The following is an 18,313-nucleotide window of genomic DNA, read 5'->3' as shown; positions in this document are numbered from 1 at the left end:
TCGGGTCGCGAGACGGTATGGTCCTTGTGATACGCTCGACCGGGGGCGCGAGGCGGACAGACGGACGGACGAACGCACGCGCGTCCCGGAGCGCGACCTCGGGCGCCGGAGACGGCGTCGTTGCCCGGATCAGCCGGGTTTATACCGGACGAGGAGAGAAGTAGCGTATGACAGACGCCCGGCGAGTCACAACCGCCCGAGGTGGACCGGCGTGAGCGGCGACGAGGAGCTCGCGAAGGACCTCGGGCCGCTGGCGGCGCTCACGATCGGGATCGGGACGATGATCGGCGCGGGGATCTTCGTCCTCCCCGGGACCGCGGTCGCGCGGGCGGGCCCGCTCGCGGCGTTCACGTTCGTCCTCGGCGGCGTCATCGCCCTGTTCACGGCGCTGTCGGCCTCCGAACTCGGGACGGCGATGCCGAAGTCAGGCGGCGCGTACTTCTACGTCAACCGGGCGCTCGGGCCCATGTTCGGCTCCGTCGCCGGCTGGGCGAACTGGCTCGGCCTCGCCTTCGCGTCGGCGTTCTACATGTACGGCTTCGGCGAGTACGTCAACGCCCTCGTCGGGCTCGGACCGGTCGGGCTCGGCCCGGTGACGCTGGAGGCCGCGCAGGTGATCGGGCTCGCCGGCGCGCTCCTGTTCATCGCGGTCAACTACTTCGGCGCGAAGGAGACCGGCGGGCTCCAGATCGTCATCGTCATGTCGCTTCTGGGGATCCTCGCCGTCTTCACCGTCGTCGGTCTGTTGAACGCCGAGATGTCGTCGCTGCGACCCCTCGCGCCGCCGGGGACGACGAGTCAGGTGCTCCCGGTGACGGGGATCATCTTCGTCTCGTACCTCGGCTTCGTCCAGATCACCTCGGTCGCAGAGGAGATCAAGAACCCCGGGCGGAACCTCCCGCTCGCGGTCCTCGGCTCGGTCGTGATCGTCACGGTCGTCTACGCGCTGTTCCTCCTCGTGCTGCTCGCGGCGGTGCCGAACGAGTTGGTCGCGAACAACGAGACCGCCGTGGTCGACGCCGCCCGCCTGCTGTTCGGCAACTACGAGGTGTTCGGCTTCTCGCTCGGGGCCGTCGGCGCCGGCATGCTGCTGATCGGCGGGCTGCTCGCGACCGCCTCCTCCGCGAACGCGTCGATCCTCTCGTCGTCGCGGATCAACTTCGCGATGGGCCGCGAGAAGATCGTCACCCCGAAGCTCAACGAGATCCACGAGCGCTTCGGCACCCCGTACAAGTCGATCGCGCTCACCGGCGCGCTCATCCTCGTCTTCCTCGTCGCCGGCGGCGTCGAGTCGCTGTCGACGATGGGCTCCGTGCTCCACCTCATCGTCTACGGCCTGCTCAACCTCGCGCTCATCGTCATGCGCGAGTCTGAGGTCGAGGGGTACGACCCCGACTTCGAGGTCCCCTTCTACCCGGTCGTGCCGATAATCGGGACGGTGTCGTCGTTCGCGCTGATCGGCTACATCGAACCCCGGATCATCGCGATCTCCGGGGGGCTCGTCGCCTTCGCACTGCTCTGGTACCTCCTGTACGCCCGCGGGAAGGTGGAGTCGCGGGGCGTGTTGGGCGCGTGGATCCTCGACCGCTCCGACGAGCTGCCGAAGGCCGCGGTGTCGGCCGCGACCTCGGTCCAGCCGAGCGGCGACGACTACCGCGTGATGGTGCCGCTCGCGAACCCCGCGACCGAGGAGCACCTGATCACGCTCGCGTCCGCCATCGCCAAGCAGCGGAACGGGACGGTCGTCGCGGTCAACATCGCGAACGTCCCCGACCAGACGTCGCTGGAGGCGGCGCGCGACCGCGGCGCTCACGAGGCGGCCCACGGCCTGCTGGACCAGGCGCGCGAGGACGCCGAGACGTTCGGCGTCGACGTGGAGACGCACGTCGTCCTCTCGCACCGCGTGTTCGAGGAGGTGTTCGACGCCGCGCGCACCTACGGCGCCGACATCACGGTGATGGGCTGGGGCGAGGACTCCCACGGGGCGCCGGGGCGCGCCGAGTCCGCCGTCGACGAGCTCGCGCACTCGCTCCCCTCGGACTTCCTCGTCTTCCGCGACCGCGGCTTCGACGCCTCGCGCATCCTCGTCCCGACCGCCGGCGGCCCGGCCTCGGACCTCTCCGGCGCGGTCGCGCGGATGCTCCAGGCCGAGTTCGACGGCGACGTCACCCTGCTGCACGTCGCCGACGACGAGGCGGCGGGCCGGCGGTTCCTCATGGGATGGGCCGCCGAGCACGACCTCGCCGACGCGACGCTGCGGATCGAGAGTGGCGACGTCGAGACGGCGATCGACCGCGCCGCCCGCGACGCCACGATGCTGATCATCGGCGCGACCCAGCAGGGGCTGCTCTCGCGGCTGGTCAGCGGATCGCTCGTGTTGGACGTGCTCAACGAGGTGGAGTGCTCCGTGCTGCTCGCCGAGCCGAAGAGCGACCGCGGGCTCCTCGACCGGCTGTTCGGGAGCGGCGCGCGGGCGACCGACATCACCGAGGCCGCGGAGACGCCCGCGGACACCGGCGTCGAACCCGACCCGTCGACGCCGGGGACCGACGACGACGGCGGCGCGGCGAAGTGAGGCCCGAGCCGGCGGGTAGACGCGTAGACTCGGCCGGCGGGAATCAGGTATCAGCGAACACGGAGGCGATGCGCTCCGTTTCCACTGAGATAGGCAGTGGCGCGTGCCTGCGAGCGCCCGGAGGGCGCGAGGAGCACGCGCGAGGTCGCCGGCGCTACGCGCCGGCTGCCAGAGGGACCTCCGGTCCCTCGCTGGACGCGGTGAGCGCTCGGAGAGCGCGAACCGCGAGGCTGGGGAGGCGTGAGGCTGCGGTCGCGGTCGGGTGGGACTCAAAGGTGCAGTCGCCGGCGGCTTCGCCGCCGGCTGCCAGAGGCGCGAAGCGCCTCGCGGCTGGGGCTGTAGAGGTTCACCGCCGATCCGCAGACACGTATTTATAAGCGAGCGGCTGGGGTTTCCGAGGCGCTTCGCGTGACAGCTACGGTATAAACGATCGATTGTCCGAACGCGCCGATCCGGCGGGTTATTTCCAGTGCCAGAAGTCGTTCCCGTCCGCCTCGACGGGGTCGGTGCGCTCGCGGAGGTCGACGACGTCCGCCTCGGTCGGTTCGTGGTCGTCGGGGAGCGCCTCCATGCACTCGAAACAGAGGAAGAACTCGGCGCCGTCGGTCAGTTCCAGGGTCATCCCCTGCGTCGACTCGAACGCGAAGTTCCACAGGTCGCCGATCCCGCCGGCGATCCTGACGGACCGCTCGCAGACGAAACAGGACTCCGAGGCCATACGAAGGCTAGCGACTCCGAGCGCTAATGCGTGTCGGCGGAAACGTGATCGCTAGCATATCGACGGTGATAACCTCCAAAGCCCCAGCCGCGAGGGCTCCTGCGCCTCGCTGCGCGCTTCGGTCGCTCGCGGTGCTCGCTCCCTGCAGTGCTTACGTCGGCGGAGTTCGCCCTCGCGGCTGCCCCTTTGAGTTCCACCGCCCGCACAGCACCGCAGCCTCACACCTCCCCAGCCTCGCGGTTCGCGCTCTCCGAGCGCTCACCGCGTCCCTCGCGCGCGCTCCTCGTGGCCGCCTTCGGCGACCACTCGGAGGCACGCGCCGACCGCGTCGTTCAGTTATCAATAACCGCTCGTCACGTCCCGTCGACGCTGATAACGTGCGCGTCCTCGGGGTCGAAGCCGACGACGATCTCCCCGGAGAGGGGGTCACGCGTCCGGACCACGAGGTCGCGCCCGCCCCAGTCGAGGGTCACCCGCGTCGTCTCGCCGAGGAACTCCGCGCTCGCGACGGTCGCCCGGATCCGACTCTCGCCGCCGTCGATCCGGAGGTACTCCGGGCGGACGCAGAAGGTGAGGCGGTCGCCGACGGCGACGTCGGTTTCGTCTTCCCCGCCGACCGCGACGCGGAGCGTCTCGCCGCCGGCGTCGACGGCGGCGGTGCGGGCGGTCTCGTCGCCCGTCGCGTCTCTCACCTCGACGTCGGCCACCCGCCCCGCGAAGACGTTGTTGTCGCCGACGAACTCGGCCACGAACCGGGTGGCGGGCTCCCGGTAGACGGTCCGCGGAGGCGCGACCTGCTCGGGCGTCCCGCCGCGCATCACCGCGACGCGATCGGAGATCGCCAGCGCCTCTTCCTGGTCGTGGGTGACGTAGACGGTCGTGATCCCCAGTTCGGACTGGATCGTCCGGACCTGCACGCGGAGCCGTTCGCGGAGCCGCGCGTCGAGCGCGCTCATCGGCTCGTCGAGGAGGAGGAGGTCGGGACCGGGCGCGAGCGCGCGGGCCATCGCGACGCGCTGCCGCTGGCCGCCGGAGAGGCTCTCGGGCTCGCGGTCGGCGGCGTCGGGGAGGTCGACCAGTTCGAGCAGCTCCGCGACGCGCTCGTCGCGGGTGACCCCCTCGGGCGGGTCGGCGAAGTTGAGCCCGTAGCCGACGTTCTCGCCCACGGTCATGTGCGGGAACAGCGCGTAGTTCTGGAAGACGACGCCCACGTCGCGGTCCTCGGGCGGCACGCCCGCGACCGACTCGCCGCCGAACCGGACGGCGCCGGAAGAGGGATCCTCGAACCCCGCGATCAGCCGGAGCGTCGTCGTCTTTCCGCAGCCCGAGGGGCCGACGAGCGTGAAGAACTCGCCCTCGCGCACCCGGAGGCTCACGTCGTCGACGGCGGCGGTGTCCCCGTAGCGCTTGGTGACGCCGTCGAGCTCGACGGCGGGCGGGGCGTCGGAGCCGGGCGACTCGCGGCCGCCGCCGGCGGGACGCCGCGGATCAGAGCCCACGCGTCTCACCCCCGAGCCGGTCGATGACGACGAAGCTGAGCCCGGTGACGACGAGGAGGACGACGCCCATCGCGGTCGCCGGTCCGAGTCGCCGCCCGATGAACCGTTCGATCGCGACCGGCATCGTGTACGCGTCGGCGCCGGTCGCGAGCACCACCGTCGCGGTGAACTCGCCGATCGAGATGGCGAACGCGAACGCCGCGCCCGCGACGACGCCCGGCCACACGAGGGGGAGCTCCACGTCGCGGATCACCCGCGCCCGCGACGCGCCGAGCGCCCGCGCCGACTCGATCAGCGACCGGTCGAGCCCCTCCAGCCCGGGCGCGACCGTCCGGACGACGAACGGGTAGCCCGCGACCGCGTGCGCGACGACGATCGCGACGGCGCCGGTCGCGGCGACCCGCCAGCCCGCGATCTCGACGCCGAAGACCAGCCCGCGGAGAAGCCCGAGGCCGACGACGATCCCGGAGACGGCGAGCGGCGCCATCGCGGCCGCGTCGACCAGCTTCCGCCCGCGGTACCGCCGGGTCGTCAGCACCGCGACGACGACCCCCATCGGGAGGGCCAGGAGGGTCGCGGCGCTCGCGAACGTCAGCGAGTTCCGGACCGCGGGCCACGGCCGCACCTGGAACGCCGCGCCCGTCCGCTGGCGCTCCACGAGGAAGCGGTAGTGCTCCAGCGTCAGCGCGCCGTCGCCGCCCGTGACGCTGGCGAGGACCATCGAGGCGATCGGCGCGAGGAAGAGGACCGCCACGGCGACGGCGTAGGCGGCGAGGCCGACGCGCGGGAGGACCTCCCGGGGGGTCGGAGCCGCGGGCCGGAGGGACTTCCGCGGGAGCGGCCGAGCGCCGCGGGCGCTGACCGTGTTGCGCGCCTCGTAGCGCAGGTACGCGAGCAGTACCCCCAGCGAGATCGCGAGCTCGACGATCGCCAGCGCGGCCGCCTCGGCGTAGTTCAGATCGCGGACGAGCCGGTAGACGAACACCTCGACCGTCGCCAATTCGAACCCGCCGAGCGCGAGCACGATGGGGAAGGTGCCGAAGGTGAAGACGAACGTCAGGGCCGCGCCCGTCAGGACGGCGGGGGACACCTGCGGCGCGACCACGTCGAAGAACGCCCGGATCGGCCCCGCGCCGAGGCTCCGGGCGGTCTCGACCGCGCGCGCGTCGACCGACTCCCACGCCGCCGTCGTCACCCGGGCGACGAGCGGCGCGTTGTAGAAGGCGTGGGCGATCACGACCGCCTCCAGCGTGAACAGCAGCTCGACGGGCGGGAGCCCGAGCGCCGAGAGGACGGCGTTCAGGGTCCCGTTCGCGCCGAAGGTGGCGACGAAGCCGACCGCGATCATGATCGACGGGAGGACGAACGGGACGATCGTCAGCGACCGCAGCGTCCGCCGGCCGCGGAACTCGAAGCGCGCGAGGAGGTAGGCCGCCGGGAGCCCCAGCGCGACGCTGGCGACCATCGACAGCCCGGCCTGGTACGCCGTGAAGCCGACGATCCCGAGCCGCCGGTCCGGCGAGAGCAGGGCGCGCGCGACCGCGAGCGGCGACTCGCCCGCGAACAGCCGGGCGAGCTCCCCGAAGTAGAAGGGGTCGCGCAGCAGCGCGGCGAACACCGAGAGCGTGGCCGCGCCGTCGACGACGACCGCCTCGATCAGGACCGTGCCGACCGGGTAGTAGAAGGCGACGACGAGCGTGAGGCTCGTGACGACCGCGAGCGCGGTCAGCAGGTTCCCTTCGAGCCGGTCGCGGAGCGAGCGCGCGCGGCGGCTCGGGTCGGGGTCGCCGCGGCGGTCCGTCACGCGGTCGCCCTCAGTTCCCGGCGTACTGCCGCTCCCAGGCGTCGATCCACTCACTGACCGAGCCTCGGAGCTCGTCGTACGTGAACGTCACCGGTTCGGCCGGCTCCTTCGCGAGCTCGGCGTAGTCGTCGGGGAGCGTCGCGGTGTCGGTCGCGGGGAAGGCGACGTTGCGCTGGGCGATCTCTCCCTGCACTGCCGGCTCCAGCATGAACGACATGAACTCGCGGGCGAGCTCGGGCTCGTCGGCCTCGGCGAAGACGGCCATCCCCTCCGGGTTCGCGTACGCCTGGTCGTTCAGGAAGCGGATCTGGTGTTCCTCCAGGTTCGCGCCCTCCATGTCCGCGAACACCTGGTCCGTCGAGTAGGAGACGACCATCGGCGCCTCGCCGTTGCTCCAGGCGGTGTACGCCTCGTCCCAGTCCCCGAGCACCCGCACGTCGTTCGCCTGGAGGTCCGCCCAGTAGTCGAGGTAGTCGTAGTCGGGGTCGCCGTCGCCGCCCTCGACCGCCTCCTCGCCGCCGTCCCCGTAACCGCCTCCGCCGTCCCCGTCGCTCGCGACGCCGCCGTCGCCGAACCGGTGGATCGTGTGGAGCAGGAACGAGCGTCCGGTCGTCGATCCGCCCGGGTTCTGCGCGATGAGCGCCCCCGCGTGCTCGTCTGCGAGCAGCCCCTCGAACGTCTCCGGCGCCTCGGTCGCCGTGCCGTCGTAGACGAGGCTCACGTAGCCGGTGTCGAAGGGGACCGCCCGGTCGAACGGGTCGAACAGGAGCCCGTCGCGGACGTCGTCGAACCCTCCCACCTCGCCCCGCTCGGCGAACAGGTCGCCGTCGAGCCGGTCGTCGACGCGCACGAGGTCCTCGGTCGTCAGCCCGACGTAGAGGTCGGCGTCGACGGAGACGCCGGAAGCGGCGCGCTCGACGTAGTAGTTCAGCTCGTTGTCGGGCGTCGCCCACTCAAGCTCGGCGTCGACGCGCGACTCGAACTCCGCTTTGAGCCACTCGCCCGGGCTCACCGAGGGCGCGTCGATGAAGCTGGTGTACGTCGCGACCGTCAGCGTGGGCGTCTCTCCGTCGTCTCCGCCGTCCGAGCCGTCGGACTCGTTCGAGCCGTCGGAGCCGTCCCCGGCGCCGCCGTCCCCGCCGTCGCCGGTTCGCTCCGCGCTACAGCCGGCGAGCGCGACGGCGCCCGCCGCGCCGCCGAGCGCGAGGAACCGGCGGCGGGTCGAGCGGTCGGCGCCCCGCCGCGCTCGCCGGTCGCCCGGGTCCGCGTCGACGGCCGCGTCCGTGTCGTCTGGCATTACCGAGTAGTTACACCCGGTGGTTAAAAGCGATCCGTGTCGGTGACGACGCGGGGACGGCGACGGCGGCGATGGAATTCGGCGGTATCGTTCTCGATAGCCGCGGCAACACCCACTTACGGGGGCGACTCGTCCGGCGAGGTATGAACGACTCGTCGACCGGAGACGCGACCGGCACCGGACGTCGTCGACTCCTCGCCGCGGGCGCGAGCGCCGCGGCCGTCGGCCTTGCCGGCTGTCTCGGGGCCCGCGACGGTCCGGTGCCGGAACCGACCGTGACGAGCGACCGGATCGACGACGGCTGGCGGCTCCTCGACGAGTCGGAGAGCACGGTCTTCGAGCGGGCGTACGGGCCGGTGACGGTGCGCGCGCTCGAACACACGCTGATCTACGAGGACGCCTCCGTCGCCGAGGCCCTCGCCGAGGCGCTCGACGCGAGCGGCTCGCCGGTCGTCTTCTTCGCGACCCGTCTCGACCTCCGGCCCGCGATCGACGGGCTGCCGGGCGGGGTCGGCCGCGACCGGGTGATGTCGGCGGTCGAGACGGCCGCGGTCGACGCGTTCCGCGCGCGGCTCCGGAACGCCGGGATCGAAGACCTCCGGGAGGTCGACGAGGGGGTCACGACGGTGACGGGCGGCCACACCGCGACCGCGTGGCGCTTCGAGGGCGAGTTCGCGCTCGACGGCGAGGTCGCCCTCCCCGACGGCTCGACGACCGCGGTGGACGAGGCGACGGGCGTCAGGGCGCGGCTCGCCGTCTGGCACGACGGCACCGACGCCCTCGTGGCCGGCGGAGCGTTCCCGTCCGAGGCGATCACGGCCGTCATCGGCGACGCTCTCCCCGGCTCGATCGACGGCGAGACCGTCGTCGAATCGACGGCCGGCGCGGCGGCGGCGGACGCGCTGGCGACCGACCCGGCCGCGTTTGACGAGGAGGTCTCGGCGCTGATCGTCTCGGTGACGTAGCGCTCCTCGGAACCGACCCGTTTAATCCGCGCCCGCGACTCTCGGCGCGTATGAGCGGCTTCCCCGAGTTCGAGGTGATCCCGGCGGTCGACGTCCAGGACGGCGAGGTCGTCCAGCTCGTCGGCGGCGAGCGCGGGACGGGCAAGCGGTACGGCGACCCGGTCGCGGCCGCCGAGCGCTGGATCGAGGCGGGCGCGGAGACGCTCCACCTCGTCGACCTCGACGGCGCCTTCGAGGGCGAGCGCGTCAACGCCGACGCGATCGAGGCGGTGGTCGAGGCGGTCGGCGGGGACGGCGTCGGCCTCCAGCTCGGCGGCGGCATCCGCACCGCCGAAGGCGCGCGCGACCTCCTCGACCTGGGACTCGACCGCGTCATCCTGGGCACCGCGGCGGTCGAGACGCCCGAGATCGTCGCCGAGATCGATGAGACGCACCCCGAGAGCGTCGTCGTCAGCCTCGACGCGAAGGGCGGCGAGGTCGTCGTCAGCGGGTGGACCGAGGGGACCGGGTTGGACCCCGCCGAGGCGGCGGTCCGGTACGAGGAACTGGGCGCGGGGGCCATCCTGTTCACGAACGTCGACGTCGAGGGGCAACTGGCGGGGATCGACCGCGAGGCGGTCGCGAGCGTCGCGGACGCCGTCGATATCCCCGTGGTCGCCTCCGGCGGCGTGGCGACCGTCGACGACGTGGTCGCGCTGAGAGAGGCCGGCGCGGCCGCGGTCGTCGTGGGGACCGCGCTGTACGAGGGCGCGTTCACGCTGCGAGAGGCCCAAGAAGCGGCGGACGAGCGGTAGGTCTCGGCGCGGGCGTCGGCGGTGTTCGGCTATAGATCGCCGGTGCGGTGAATACCGCCAAAGCCCCAGCCGCTCGGCGATACATGATCGACAGTGGACCGCCGGTGAACACCACCAAAGCCCCAGCCGCTCGGCGATACATGATCGACAGTGGACCGCCGGTGAACACCACCAAAGCCCCAGCCGCGAGGACTCGGTGCGGTCGCTGCGGTCCTCAGTCGCTCGCGGTGCTCGCTCCTTGCGGTCCTTACGTCCCGCGCCTTCGTCCTCGCGGCTGCCCCTTTGAGTCCCACCCCCGCGACCGTACCGCACCTCAAACCTCCCCAGCCTCGCCGCTCACGCCCTGTCGGGCGTTCGCGGCGTCCCTCGCGCGTGCTGCTCGCGCCGATCGCACGAATATCACCTTCCCGTGGCCGACTCGCCGCCGCAAGGTTCGCGAACGGCACCGGGCATTATTGTCCCGGCCGCCGACGTGGGCCACATGGAGCAGATTTCCTTCGGCACGGACGGCTGGCGGGCGACGCTCGATACCTTCACCGACGAGCGCGTGCGGATCGTGGGACAGGCGGTCGCCGACCACCTCGACGCGGCGGGCCGCGACGAGCCGGTCGCGGTCGGCTACGACGCCCGCGAGACGTCGGAGGGGTTCGCCGAGAGCCTCGCCGAGGTGCTCGCCGGCAACGGCTTCGACGTCATCCTCCCCGAGCGCGACGCGCCGACGCCCGTGATCGCGTACGCCATCGTCGACCGCGGGCTCGCCGGCGCCTGCATGGTCACGGCCTCGCACAACCCGCCCGAGTACAACGGCGTGAAGTTCATCCCGCACGACGGCGCGCCCGCGCTCCCCGACGTCACCGAGGACATCGTGGACCGGCTCGCCGAGCCCGACCTCCTCCCCGAGGCCGAGCGCGGCGACGTCTCGCGGGTCGACCTCGTGAGCGCCCACGCCGACGCGGCCCGTGACCTCGTCGGCGCCGACCTCGACGGGCTCACGGTCGCGTACGACGCGATGCACGGGAGCGGGCGCGGCGTCACCGACGCCCTCCTCGAATCCGCGGGGGCCGAGGTCGTCCGCCTGCGCTGCGAGCGCGACGTGACGTTCGGCGGCGACTCCCCGGAGCCGTCGGCCGAGCACCTCGAAGAACTGGCAGAGCGCGTCACCGACCCCGAGAGCGACGTCGACCTCGGGATCGCCAACGACGGCGACGCCGACCGGATCGCGGTCGTCACGCCCGAGCGCGGCGTGCTCGACGCGAACCTCTTCTACGCCGCCTGCTACGACCGCCTGCTGGAGGGCGACTCCGGGCCCGCGGTCCGGACCGTCTCGACGACGTTCCTCGTCGACCGCATCGCCGAGGCGCACGGCGAGGCGGTGTACGAGACCCCGGTCGGGTTCAAGTGGGTCGCCGAGGCGATGGGCGAGCACGACGCGCTGTTCGGCGGCGAGGAGTCCGGCGGGTTCACCCTCCGCGGCCACGTCAGGGAGAAGGACGGCGTGTTGATGTCGCTGCTCGCCGCGGGCACCCACGCCGCGGAGCCGTTCGACGAGCGCGTGGACCGCCTGCTCGACGAGCACGGCCGCATCGCGGCCGGGAAGGTGTCGCTCGACTGCCCCGACGACCGGAAAGAAGGCGTCCTCGACGAGCTCGAAGACCACATCCCCGAGTCGGTGAACGGCTCCCCCGTCGCGAAGGTCGTCACGCTCGACGGGTTCAAGCTCCTCTTGGAGAACGGCTCGTGGCTGCTCGTGCGCCCCTCCGGAACCGAGCCGAAGCTGCGGGTGTACGCCGAGGCCGACTCCGAGGCGGCGGTCGACGACCTGCTCGCCGAGGGTCGCGAGACCGTCGAGCCGCTGATCTGATCGCCGACGTCCGCGGCGGTCGACGGCGACGCCCCGTGCGACGCTCGCGGTCGTCGTCGGCCGCCTCATCCGGTCGGTTTGAGCGTTTCCGTGCCGGTCGGATCGGGTGCCTTTTTAGGTGATACCGCCCTAGCCGAACGTATATGTTCAAGGCCATCGTGGGCGCGTCGACGTTTCAGGACGCGCTCGATTCGGTGAGCGTGCTGGTCGACGAGTGTAAGATCCGCCTGAACGAGGAGGAGCTCTCGATCCGCGCCGTCGACCCCGCCAACGTGGGCATGGTCGACCTGACCCTCGAAGCCGCCGCGTTCGAGTCGTACGAGGCCGACGGCGGCGTCATCGGCGTCAACCTCGCCCGCCTGGAGGACATCGCCGGGATGGCCAACTCCGGCGACCTGATCCACCTCGAACTCGACGAGGAGACCCGCAAGCTCCACATCGAGATCGACGGCCTCTCGTACACCCTCGCGCTCATCGACCCCGACTCCATCCGCCAGGAGCCGGACATCCCGGACCTCGACCTGGCCGCCGAGATCGTCGTCGAGGGCGCCCAGATCGACCGCGGGATCAAGGCCGCCGACATGGTCTCCGACCACATCCGCCTGCGCGTCGACGAGGCCGACGAGGCGTTCTTCATCGAGGCCGAGGGCGACACCGACGACGTCGACCTCGAGCTCACCCGCGAGGACCTCATCGCACTCACCGCCGGCCCCGCCGACTCGCTGTTCAGCCTCGACTACCTGAAGGACATGAACAAGGCGATCCCCGGCGACGCCGAGGTCACCATCGAGCTCGGCGAGGAGTTCCCGGTCAAGCTCCACTACGGGTTCGCGGAGGGGCTCGGACACGCAACGTATATGCTAGCCCCCCGCATTCAGAGCGACTAAATTGCCTAGGGAGACGTGCCCAGAATGCGGCAAATCGTTCAAGCGGGTCGGTAGTCACTGGGCACGCGGAAGCTGTACTTACCCTGAAATCCCCACATACCTTCGCGAGATGCTTATTGGCTGTTTCGTGGGTGATGGATCCGTCCCAAAGACGAACGACGGGTCTCACGGTCTGTTTCGTCTCCCGATGGTTAACAAGCAATTTTTGGAGTGGTTCGACCACGAAATGGGGATATTGAGTACTGGTGTCGTCCTAAAAAAGACGGCAGCGGAACTAGCACGTAATAACCGTGAATCGGGGTTCAGTCCGAACGCCAAGGCCGAGAACTACCATGATATGTACACCGTCATATCGCGATCTCACCCGTTCATGCGGTCTCTTCGTCGATGGTACCGGTCCGGCGAGAAGCGGTTCCCAGAGAATCTATCGCTAACGCCACGGATCGCGAAGATGTGGTACGTCTGTGACGGATATCTTGATGTTCAAAAGTACGGCGAGCCTAGATCCGCGATACGGATACGACACCGAGACGATCGTCAGGATTTTCTTTTAAATCTATTCGAGGAGGTTGGTCTCTCACCGACGTACAGCCGCGAAACGATCCGCTTCGGCGTCGAAGAGACCCGTTCTTTCCTCAACTGGATAGGCAATCCGCCGCCCGGTTTCGAGTACAAGTGGGTACTTGACTCGCGAGAGCGCTACGATCGCCTGAAGGCACAGGCGTACGGCGAGGCGCGTGCCTTCTAATCAGTCCACGACCGGAATCGACACCGTCACCTTCGTCCCTCGCGGCTCCCGATGGGCGTAGTCGACGTCGGCGCCGACCGCCGCCGCGCCCCACGCGACGACCCACAGCCCGAGCCCGGAGCCGTGTTCGAGCGCCGTCTCGCGCCCGGACTCGACGGTCTCGATCTCGTGGTCGGGGATCCCGGGGCCGTCGTCGCCGACGGTGAGGACGAATCGATCGGGCCCCTCGTCGCCCTCGCCTCCGCCCTCTCGTTCGAGCGTCACCCGGACCCACCGCCCGCCGTCGTCGCGCTCGACGCCCTCGCCGTCGTGGTGAACCAGGGCGTTCTCGACGGTGTTGTCCACGACCGCGCGGAGCGCGTCCGCCCTGACGCGGGTGACCCAGTCCCGAGCGGTCCCGCCGTCCGCCGCCTCCGCGTCCCGCTCGACCTCCAGTTCGACGGTCGCGTCGGGCTCGCGGTCGCGCGCGTCGGCGACGGCGTTCTCGACGAGCTCGTCGACGGCGACCGCGTCCGCCTCGCCGTCGGTGAGGAGCGCCTCCACGGTGCCCGCCTTCTCGCCGAGCGCGGCCAGCGCGCCCGCCCGTCGCTCGATCGCGTCGGCCATCCGGGCCAACTCCGGGTCCTCCAGGCGGTCGGCGAGGAGCTCGCCGTAGCCGTGGACGACGCCGGCGTCGTTCCGCAGGTTGTGCCGGAGCACGCGGTTCAACACCTCCAGCTGCTGGCGGCGGCGCTCCCGCTCCGTCACGTCGGAGAGGACCACCGTGTAGCCGACGCGGGTCCCGCTGGGGTCGGTCAGCGGCGAGGTCGACACCGCGTACGTGCGCCGTCCCGCGCCGGACCCGGCGTCGACCGCGACCGTCTCGCGGGCGCCGGCGTCGGCTCCTCCCGTCCTCCCGCCCTGTTCCGCCTCGTCGCTCCCGTCCGTCTCGCTGTCGCCGCTCGCGCCGTCCCCCTCGTTCACGCCGATCGGGAGATCGAGGAACGCGTCGAGCGGGCGGTCGCGGGCGGTCTCGGCGTCGACGCCGAGCAGCGCCTCGGCCGCGGGGTTGAGCCGGACGACCCGCCCGTCGAGCGCGAGCGCGACGATGGGGTCGGCGAGGTCGTCGATGGCGGTGCGCTCCGCGGCGCGGCTGGTCGTCGGATTGCGGTCGAACATCTCCGCGCGGTTGAACGCGTAGGCGTCCATGAGCACGTGCGGGACGAACAGCAGGGGGGCGAGCTGGAGCTGCGGGACCGGTCCGAGCTCCAGCGCCCACGCGACCAGGGCGAACCCCGGCGGCAGCGAGCTCAGCGCGACCGCGGCGCTCTCCCGGCGGTACAGCGGGCCGTAGCTGAGCAGGGTGTCGACGAGGAGGAAGACGGCGCTGGCGACGAGCACGGTCTCGACGGCGACGACGAGGTACGCCCAGGGGCCGAACGCGTACGAGACGGTCGCGACGCCGAACGCGGGGTCGCTCTCGAAGCCGGTCCAGAACGCCCCGTGGAGCGGGTTCGTGGCGAGCAGCGCGGTCGAGAGGAGCCCGAAGCCGACGACCGCCGCGAACAGGCGGCTCCGGACCACGTCGCTCCGGCCGGTGTACTCCAGCGCGAAGCCGAGGAAGGCGATCCCGGTCCATATCACGCCGAGCCACATCCCCGCCTCCAGCGCGGCCCGGAGCGTCGGGTCCGCGACGAGCAGCCCGACCCCGTACGAACAGCACCACGTCGCCTGCGCGGCGAACACGCCGAGGAACCAGTCGACGCCGGGGCGCCCCCGATGCTCGCGGATCGCCCACGCGAGCCCGAGCGCCCCCGCCCCGCCGGCGAGCGAGCCGACGGCGGGCCACGCGGGGACGGGGTCGAGGACCATGCGTGGGTACGACGGCGACGCCGGGGGTAAAACTGTCGCGCGCCGGCGGTCGGGCCCCCTCGGCCCCGACCCGGTCACCCGGTCCGCCGTCCGAACGCCGCGGCGACGGGGACGAGGAGGAGCGCGCCGACGAGGAACGGGGACGCGACGGCGACCGTGTAGAGGACGGCCATCAGGGGCGGCCCCACGGTCCGACCGAGGCTCGACGCGCCCTGGGTCACTCCGAAGGCGGCCCCCTGTTCCGCGTCGCCGGCCGACGCGGAGACGAGCGTCGCCAGCGAGACGTTCACGAGGGCGTTCCCGAGCGAGAGCGCCGCGAGCGCGAGGAGCAGCGCCGCGAGCGGGAGCGTGAGCCACCCCGGGCCGCCGAGAGCGACGTCCCCGGCAACCCGATCGACGAGGCCGGTCGCGGGGATCGCGACGAGCGCGACGCCGAGCACGACCGACCCGGCCGCGACGAGCGTCCGCGACGGGACGACCCGCGAGAGCCGCCCGACGAGGACGCCCTGATTCACCGCGCCGAGGACGCCGACGTAGGTGAGCAGGAGCGCCGCGGCCGTCGCGTCGTAGCCGAACGCGTCCGCGACGAACGGGATGAACATCACCTGCACGCCCGCGAACGCGACGGCGACGACGAAGTACGCGACCGTCAGCGGCCGGAGCGTCACCGACGCGAGGGCGTCGCGGAACTGCCCGATCGCGGTCGTGCGGCGGGCGGTCTCGCTCGCGGGGCGGGTCCGCTTCGGCTCTTCGAGGAAGGCGAACCCGACGCCGACCGCGAGGAGGCTCATCCCCGCCGCCGCGAAGCTCGGCAGCGAGTACGCCGTCGCCGGGACGAACGCGGGCAGGAGGGCGTCGGCGCGGGCGACCACCGGATCGGCGGCGAGCAGCCCGCCGATCGCCGGGCCGAAGACGAAGCCGAGCGCGAACGACGCGCCGACGAGCCCGAGGGCGCCCGCCCGCCGGTCCCGGGGCGTGATGTCCGCGACGTACGCCTGCGCGGCGGCGATGTTCCCGCCCATCGCCCCGGCGAGCGTCCGGGAGGCGAACAGCGTCGCCAGCGCCGCGACGGGGCCGAAGCGCGCCCCCGCCGCCCCGGCGTAGCCGAACGTCACCCACGCGACGCCGGCGGTCGCGAGCGACGCGAGCAGGACGGGTCGGCGCCCGATCCGGTCCGAGAGCCGACCGAGCGTGGGCGCGGCGAGGAACTGCGCGAGCGAGTACGACGCCGCGAGCAGCCCGATGAAGGCGTCGCTGACGCCGAACGACCGGACGTAGAAGGGGAGGATCGGGATCACGATCCCGAAGCCGACGAGGTCGATGAACACGACGCCGATCACGACTGCGAGCGCGCGCCGGGGGTTGGCGACGGCGGGGGGTCGCTGCCCCTCGTCGCCGTCGGGGTCGGGGTCGGCGACGAGCGTACCGACCTCGTTCCCGCTCGCCGCCGCGCCGGCCTCCGGGTGTGTCACGGTTGCGAGACGCCGCGCGGAAACTTAAGCGGGCGGCCGCGGTACGTCGCCGCGGCCGGCGGCGACTCAGAGTTATAAATGCCGCTCGATGACGCGCTTCGCGGCCTGGCCCTTCTCCTTCCAGCCGTACCCCTCGTCGTACACGTGGCGCTTGGCGTCGACGAGCTCCTCGGGCGTCGACTCCTCGAAGCCGCCGCGGTCCCACGCGCCGGACTCGCGGAGCCACTCGACGACGTTCTCGCGGGTCTCGGGCCACGAGAGCCCGACCATCTCGTACCACGCGACCATCGCGAAGACGGCGTTGTCGTGACAGCCGGGGACGGAGCCGTGCTCGTAGACGGTGCGCATGGGGTCGCGGGTCGGCTCCGAGACGAGCTCCTTGAACTCCGCGGCGGTGAGCAGCCGGAGGCGATCGCCCTCCTCGACGACGCGCTGTTCGCGCTCCAAGGCGTCGAGCGCGGCCTTGTGGAGCCCGCCCCACTCGCCGTGGACCGCCTCGCGGAGCGTGGACTCGGCCATCCCGTCGGGCTCGGCGGTGAGGACGGTCAGCAGGTCCGTGTACGCCTTCTCGATGGTCGGCCAGCTCACGCCCTCGAAGTCGCAGTCGGCGTCGTGGAGGCTGTTGGTCGTCCGACAGCCGGGGCACGGGTAGCGGAACGTCGGCACTGGGTGGGAGTGGGTCGCGCCCCGAGTTAGGGTTTTCGCGACGGCCGCCCGGCGCGGATCGCCGGCCGAGTCCGGAGACGCCCGGAATCGGCACGGTCAATCATGCCGTTCCGAAACGTTTACTCGCCGGCCGGCCGCGGTTTCAGACGGTATGACAAAAGTCAGCGTCATCGGTGCGGCGGGGACCGTCGGGGCGGCGGCGGGGTACAACCTCGCGCTGCGCGACGTGGTCGACGAGCTCGTCTTCGTCGACATTCCGGACCAGCGCGAGACGACGATCGGCCAGGCGGCCGACACGAACCACGGGATCGCCTACGACTCGAACACGACCGTCCGGCAGGGCGAGTACGAGGACACCGCCGGCTCGGACGTCGTCGTGGTCACGGCCGGCATCCCGCGGAAGGAGGGGCAGACCCGGATCGACCTCGCCGGCGACAACGCGCCCATCATGGAGGACATCGGCTCGTCGCTGGCCGAGCACAACGACGACTTCGTCACCGTCACCACCTCGAACCCTGTAGATCTCCTCAACCGCCACCTGTACGAGGCGGGCGACCGCGACCGCCACAAGGTGGTCGGTTTCGGCGGCCGGCTCGACTCCGCGCGCTTCCGCTACGTCCTCTCCGAGCGCTTCGACGCGCCCGTGAAGAACGTCGAGGCGACGATCCTCGGCGAGCACGGCGACGCGCAGGCGCCCGTCTTCTCGAAGGTGCGCGTGAACGGCCGCGACCCCGGCTTCGACGCCGACGAGAGAGAGGAGATCCTCGCGGACCTCCAGGAGTCGGCGATGGACGTGATCAGCCGCAAGGGCGCCACGCAGTGGGGGCCCGCCACCGGCGTCGCGCACACCGTCGAGGCGATCCTGAACGACACCGGCGAGGTGCTCCCCTGCTCGGTCGTGCTCGACGGCGAGTACGGCTACGAGGACACCGCGCTCGGCGTGCCCGCGAAGCTCGGGTCCGACGGCGTCGAGGAGGTCGTCGAGTGGGACCTCGACGAGTACGAGGCCGACCTGCTCGACGAGGCCGCCGAGAAGCTCTCCGAGCAGTACGAGAAGATCGCCTGAGGCGCGCCGGACGCGGCGGTCGAAGTTACACTCCCGATTTCGTTTTTAACGGCCGTGTTGAATCGCTGTAAGGCGTTGGAATTCACTGTTTGACGAGGCGTTTGATGTTA

Annotated in this window: 14 protein-coding genes; 7 read left to right on the top strand and 7 right to left on the bottom strand. The window is 71.5% G+C overall.

Features of this window, described 5'->3' with window-relative positions; genetic code table 11:
* The first annotated feature begins 211 nt into the window (after nucleotides 1-211).
* Nucleotides 212-2,575, top strand: a complete 2,364-nt coding sequence (locus ACFQMF_RS10985) for an amino acid permease (RefSeq protein ID WP_256410186.1) — start codon at nucleotides 212-214, stop codon at nucleotides 2,573-2,575.
* A 460-nt stretch (nucleotides 2,576-3,035) separates the two neighbouring features.
* On the opposite strand, the gene ACFQMF_RS10980 is transcribed toward ACFQMF_RS10985, so the two are convergent.
* The 4 genes from ACFQMF_RS10980 to ACFQMF_RS10965 all read right to left on the bottom strand — a co-directional run bounded on the left by ACFQMF_RS10980 (nucleotide 3,036) and on the right by ACFQMF_RS10965 (nucleotide 7,893).
* A complete protein-coding gene (locus tag ACFQMF_RS10980; protein WP_256410187.1) occupies nucleotides 3,036-3,293 on the bottom strand; it encodes a DUF7561 family protein in 258 nt (85 codons plus the stop codon).
* A gap of 353 nt (nucleotides 3,294-3,646) precedes the next feature.
* Nucleotides 3,647-4,792: an ABC transporter ATP-binding protein gene (locus ACFQMF_RS10975; protein WP_256410188.1), complete on the bottom strand. Its 1,146-nt coding sequence runs from the start codon at nucleotides 4,790-4,792 to the stop codon at nucleotides 3,647-3,649.
* Entirely contained in the window at nucleotides 4,782-6,596 is a 1,815-nt protein-coding gene (locus tag ACFQMF_RS10970; RefSeq protein WP_256410189.1) for an ABC transporter permease, read from the bottom strand. The genes ACFQMF_RS10975 and ACFQMF_RS10970 overlap by 11 nt, the downstream gene beginning before the upstream one ends.
* 10 nt (nucleotides 6,597-6,606) lie before the next feature.
* A complete protein-coding gene (locus tag ACFQMF_RS10965; protein WP_256410190.1) occupies nucleotides 6,607-7,893 on the bottom strand; it encodes a thiamine ABC transporter substrate-binding protein in 1,287 nt (428 codons plus the stop codon).
* 143 nt (nucleotides 7,894-8,036) lie between these two features.
* On the opposite strand from ACFQMF_RS10965, the gene ACFQMF_RS10960 reads away from it, so the two are divergent.
* The 5 genes from ACFQMF_RS10960 to ACFQMF_RS10940 all read left to right on the top strand — a co-directional run bounded on the left by ACFQMF_RS10960 (nucleotide 8,037) and on the right by ACFQMF_RS10940 (nucleotide 13,148).
* Nucleotides 8,037-8,858 (top strand): DUF6517 family protein, encoded by an 822-nt coding sequence (locus ACFQMF_RS10960; protein WP_256410191.1) that lies wholly within the window; start codon nucleotides 8,037-8,039, stop codon nucleotides 8,856-8,858.
* A gap of 50 nt (nucleotides 8,859-8,908) precedes the next feature.
* Nucleotides 8,909-9,652: a 1-(5-phosphoribosyl)-5-[(5-phosphoribosylamino)methylideneamino]imidazole-4-carboxamide isomerase gene (gene hisA / locus ACFQMF_RS10955; protein ID WP_256410192.1), complete on the top strand. Its 744-nt coding sequence runs from the start codon at nucleotides 8,909-8,911 to the stop codon at nucleotides 9,650-9,652.
* Between the two features lie 481 nt (nucleotides 9,653-10,133).
* On the top strand, nucleotides 10,134-11,513 hold the full coding sequence (locus ACFQMF_RS10950; protein ID WP_256410193.1) for a phosphoglucomutase/phosphomannomutase family protein: 1,380 nt from the start codon (nucleotides 10,134-10,136) through the stop codon (nucleotides 11,511-11,513).
* A 143-nt stretch (nucleotides 11,514-11,656) separates the two neighbouring features.
* Nucleotides 11,657-12,400 carry a DNA polymerase sliding clamp gene (locus tag ACFQMF_RS10945; RefSeq protein WP_256410194.1) on the top strand — a complete coding sequence of 248 codons (744 nt, stop codon included), beginning with the start codon at nucleotides 11,657-11,659 and terminating at the stop codon, nucleotides 12,398-12,400.
* Nucleotides 12,401-12,509: 109 nt separating this feature from the next.
* Nucleotides 12,510-13,148, top strand: a complete 639-nt coding sequence (locus tag ACFQMF_RS10940; RefSeq protein ID WP_256410202.1) for a hypothetical protein — start codon at nucleotides 12,510-12,512, stop codon at nucleotides 13,146-13,148.
* On the opposite strand, the gene ACFQMF_RS10935 is transcribed toward ACFQMF_RS10940, so the two are convergent.
* The 3 genes from ACFQMF_RS10935 to ACFQMF_RS10925 all read right to left on the bottom strand — a co-directional run bounded on the left by ACFQMF_RS10935 (nucleotide 13,149) and on the right by ACFQMF_RS10925 (nucleotide 17,137).
* A complete protein-coding gene (locus ACFQMF_RS10935) occupies nucleotides 13,149-14,999 on the bottom strand; it encodes a histidine kinase N-terminal 7TM domain-containing protein (RefSeq protein ID WP_256410195.1) in 1,851 nt (616 codons plus the stop codon).
* Nucleotides 15,000-15,073: 74 nt separating this feature from the next.
* Nucleotides 15,074-16,471, bottom strand: coding sequence for an MFS transporter (locus tag ACFQMF_RS10930; protein WP_256410196.1), 1,398 nt, complete (start codon nucleotides 16,469-16,471; stop codon nucleotides 15,074-15,076).
* Nucleotides 16,472-16,543: 72 nt separating this feature from the next.
* Entirely contained in the window at nucleotides 16,544-17,137 is a 594-nt protein-coding gene (locus ACFQMF_RS10925) for a DUF7474 family protein (protein ID WP_256410197.1), read from the bottom strand.
* A gap of 151 nt (nucleotides 17,138-17,288) precedes the next feature.
* On the opposite strand from ACFQMF_RS10925, the gene mdh reads away from it, so the two are divergent.
* Complete coding sequence (gene mdh, locus ACFQMF_RS10920) at nucleotides 17,289-18,203, top strand: malate dehydrogenase (protein WP_256410198.1); 915 nt, start codon at nucleotides 17,289-17,291, stop codon at nucleotides 18,201-18,203.
* Nucleotides 18,204-18,313 lie beyond the last annotated feature (110 nt).

Source organism: Halorubrum rutilum (assembly GCF_042665015.1).
Lineage (GTDB): Archaea > Halobacteriota > Halobacteria > Halobacteriales > Haloferacaceae > Halorubrum > Halorubrum rutilum.
The sequence above is the reverse complement of the archived record's forward strand: the minus strand, read 5'-3'. Positions and strand labels throughout refer to the sequence as shown.

Coding starts and splice junctions, on each gene's coding strand:
- ACFQMF_RS10980 (WP_256410187.1), bottom strand. CDS start 3,293: ATGGCCTCGGAGTCCTGTTTCGTCTGCGAGCGGTCCGTCAGGATCGCC.
- ACFQMF_RS10965 (WP_256410190.1), bottom strand. CDS start 7,893: ATGCCAGACGACACGGACGCGGCCGTCGACGCGGACCCGGGCGACCGG.
- ACFQMF_RS10960 (WP_256410191.1), top strand. CDS start 8,037: ATGAACGACTCGTCGACCGGAGACGCGACCGGCACCGGACGTCGTCGA.
- hisA (WP_256410192.1), top strand. CDS start 8,909: ATGAGCGGCTTCCCCGAGTTCGAGGTGATCCCGGCGGTCGACGTCCAG.
- ACFQMF_RS10950 (WP_256410193.1), top strand. CDS start 10,134: ATGGAGCAGATTTCCTTCGGCACGGACGGCTGGCGGGCGACGCTCGAT.
- ACFQMF_RS10945 (WP_256410194.1), top strand. CDS start 11,657: ATGTTCAAGGCCATCGTGGGCGCGTCGACGTTTCAGGACGCGCTCGAT.
- ACFQMF_RS10940 (WP_256410202.1), top strand. CDS start 12,510: ATGCTTATTGGCTGTTTCGTGGGTGATGGATCCGTCCCAAAGACGAAC.
- ACFQMF_RS10935 (WP_256410195.1), bottom strand. CDS start 14,999: ATGGTCCTCGACCCCGTCCCCGCGTGGCCCGCCGTCGGCTCGCTCGCC.
- mdh (WP_256410198.1), top strand. CDS start 17,289: ATGACAAAAGTCAGCGTCATCGGTGCGGCGGGGACCGTCGGGGCGGCG.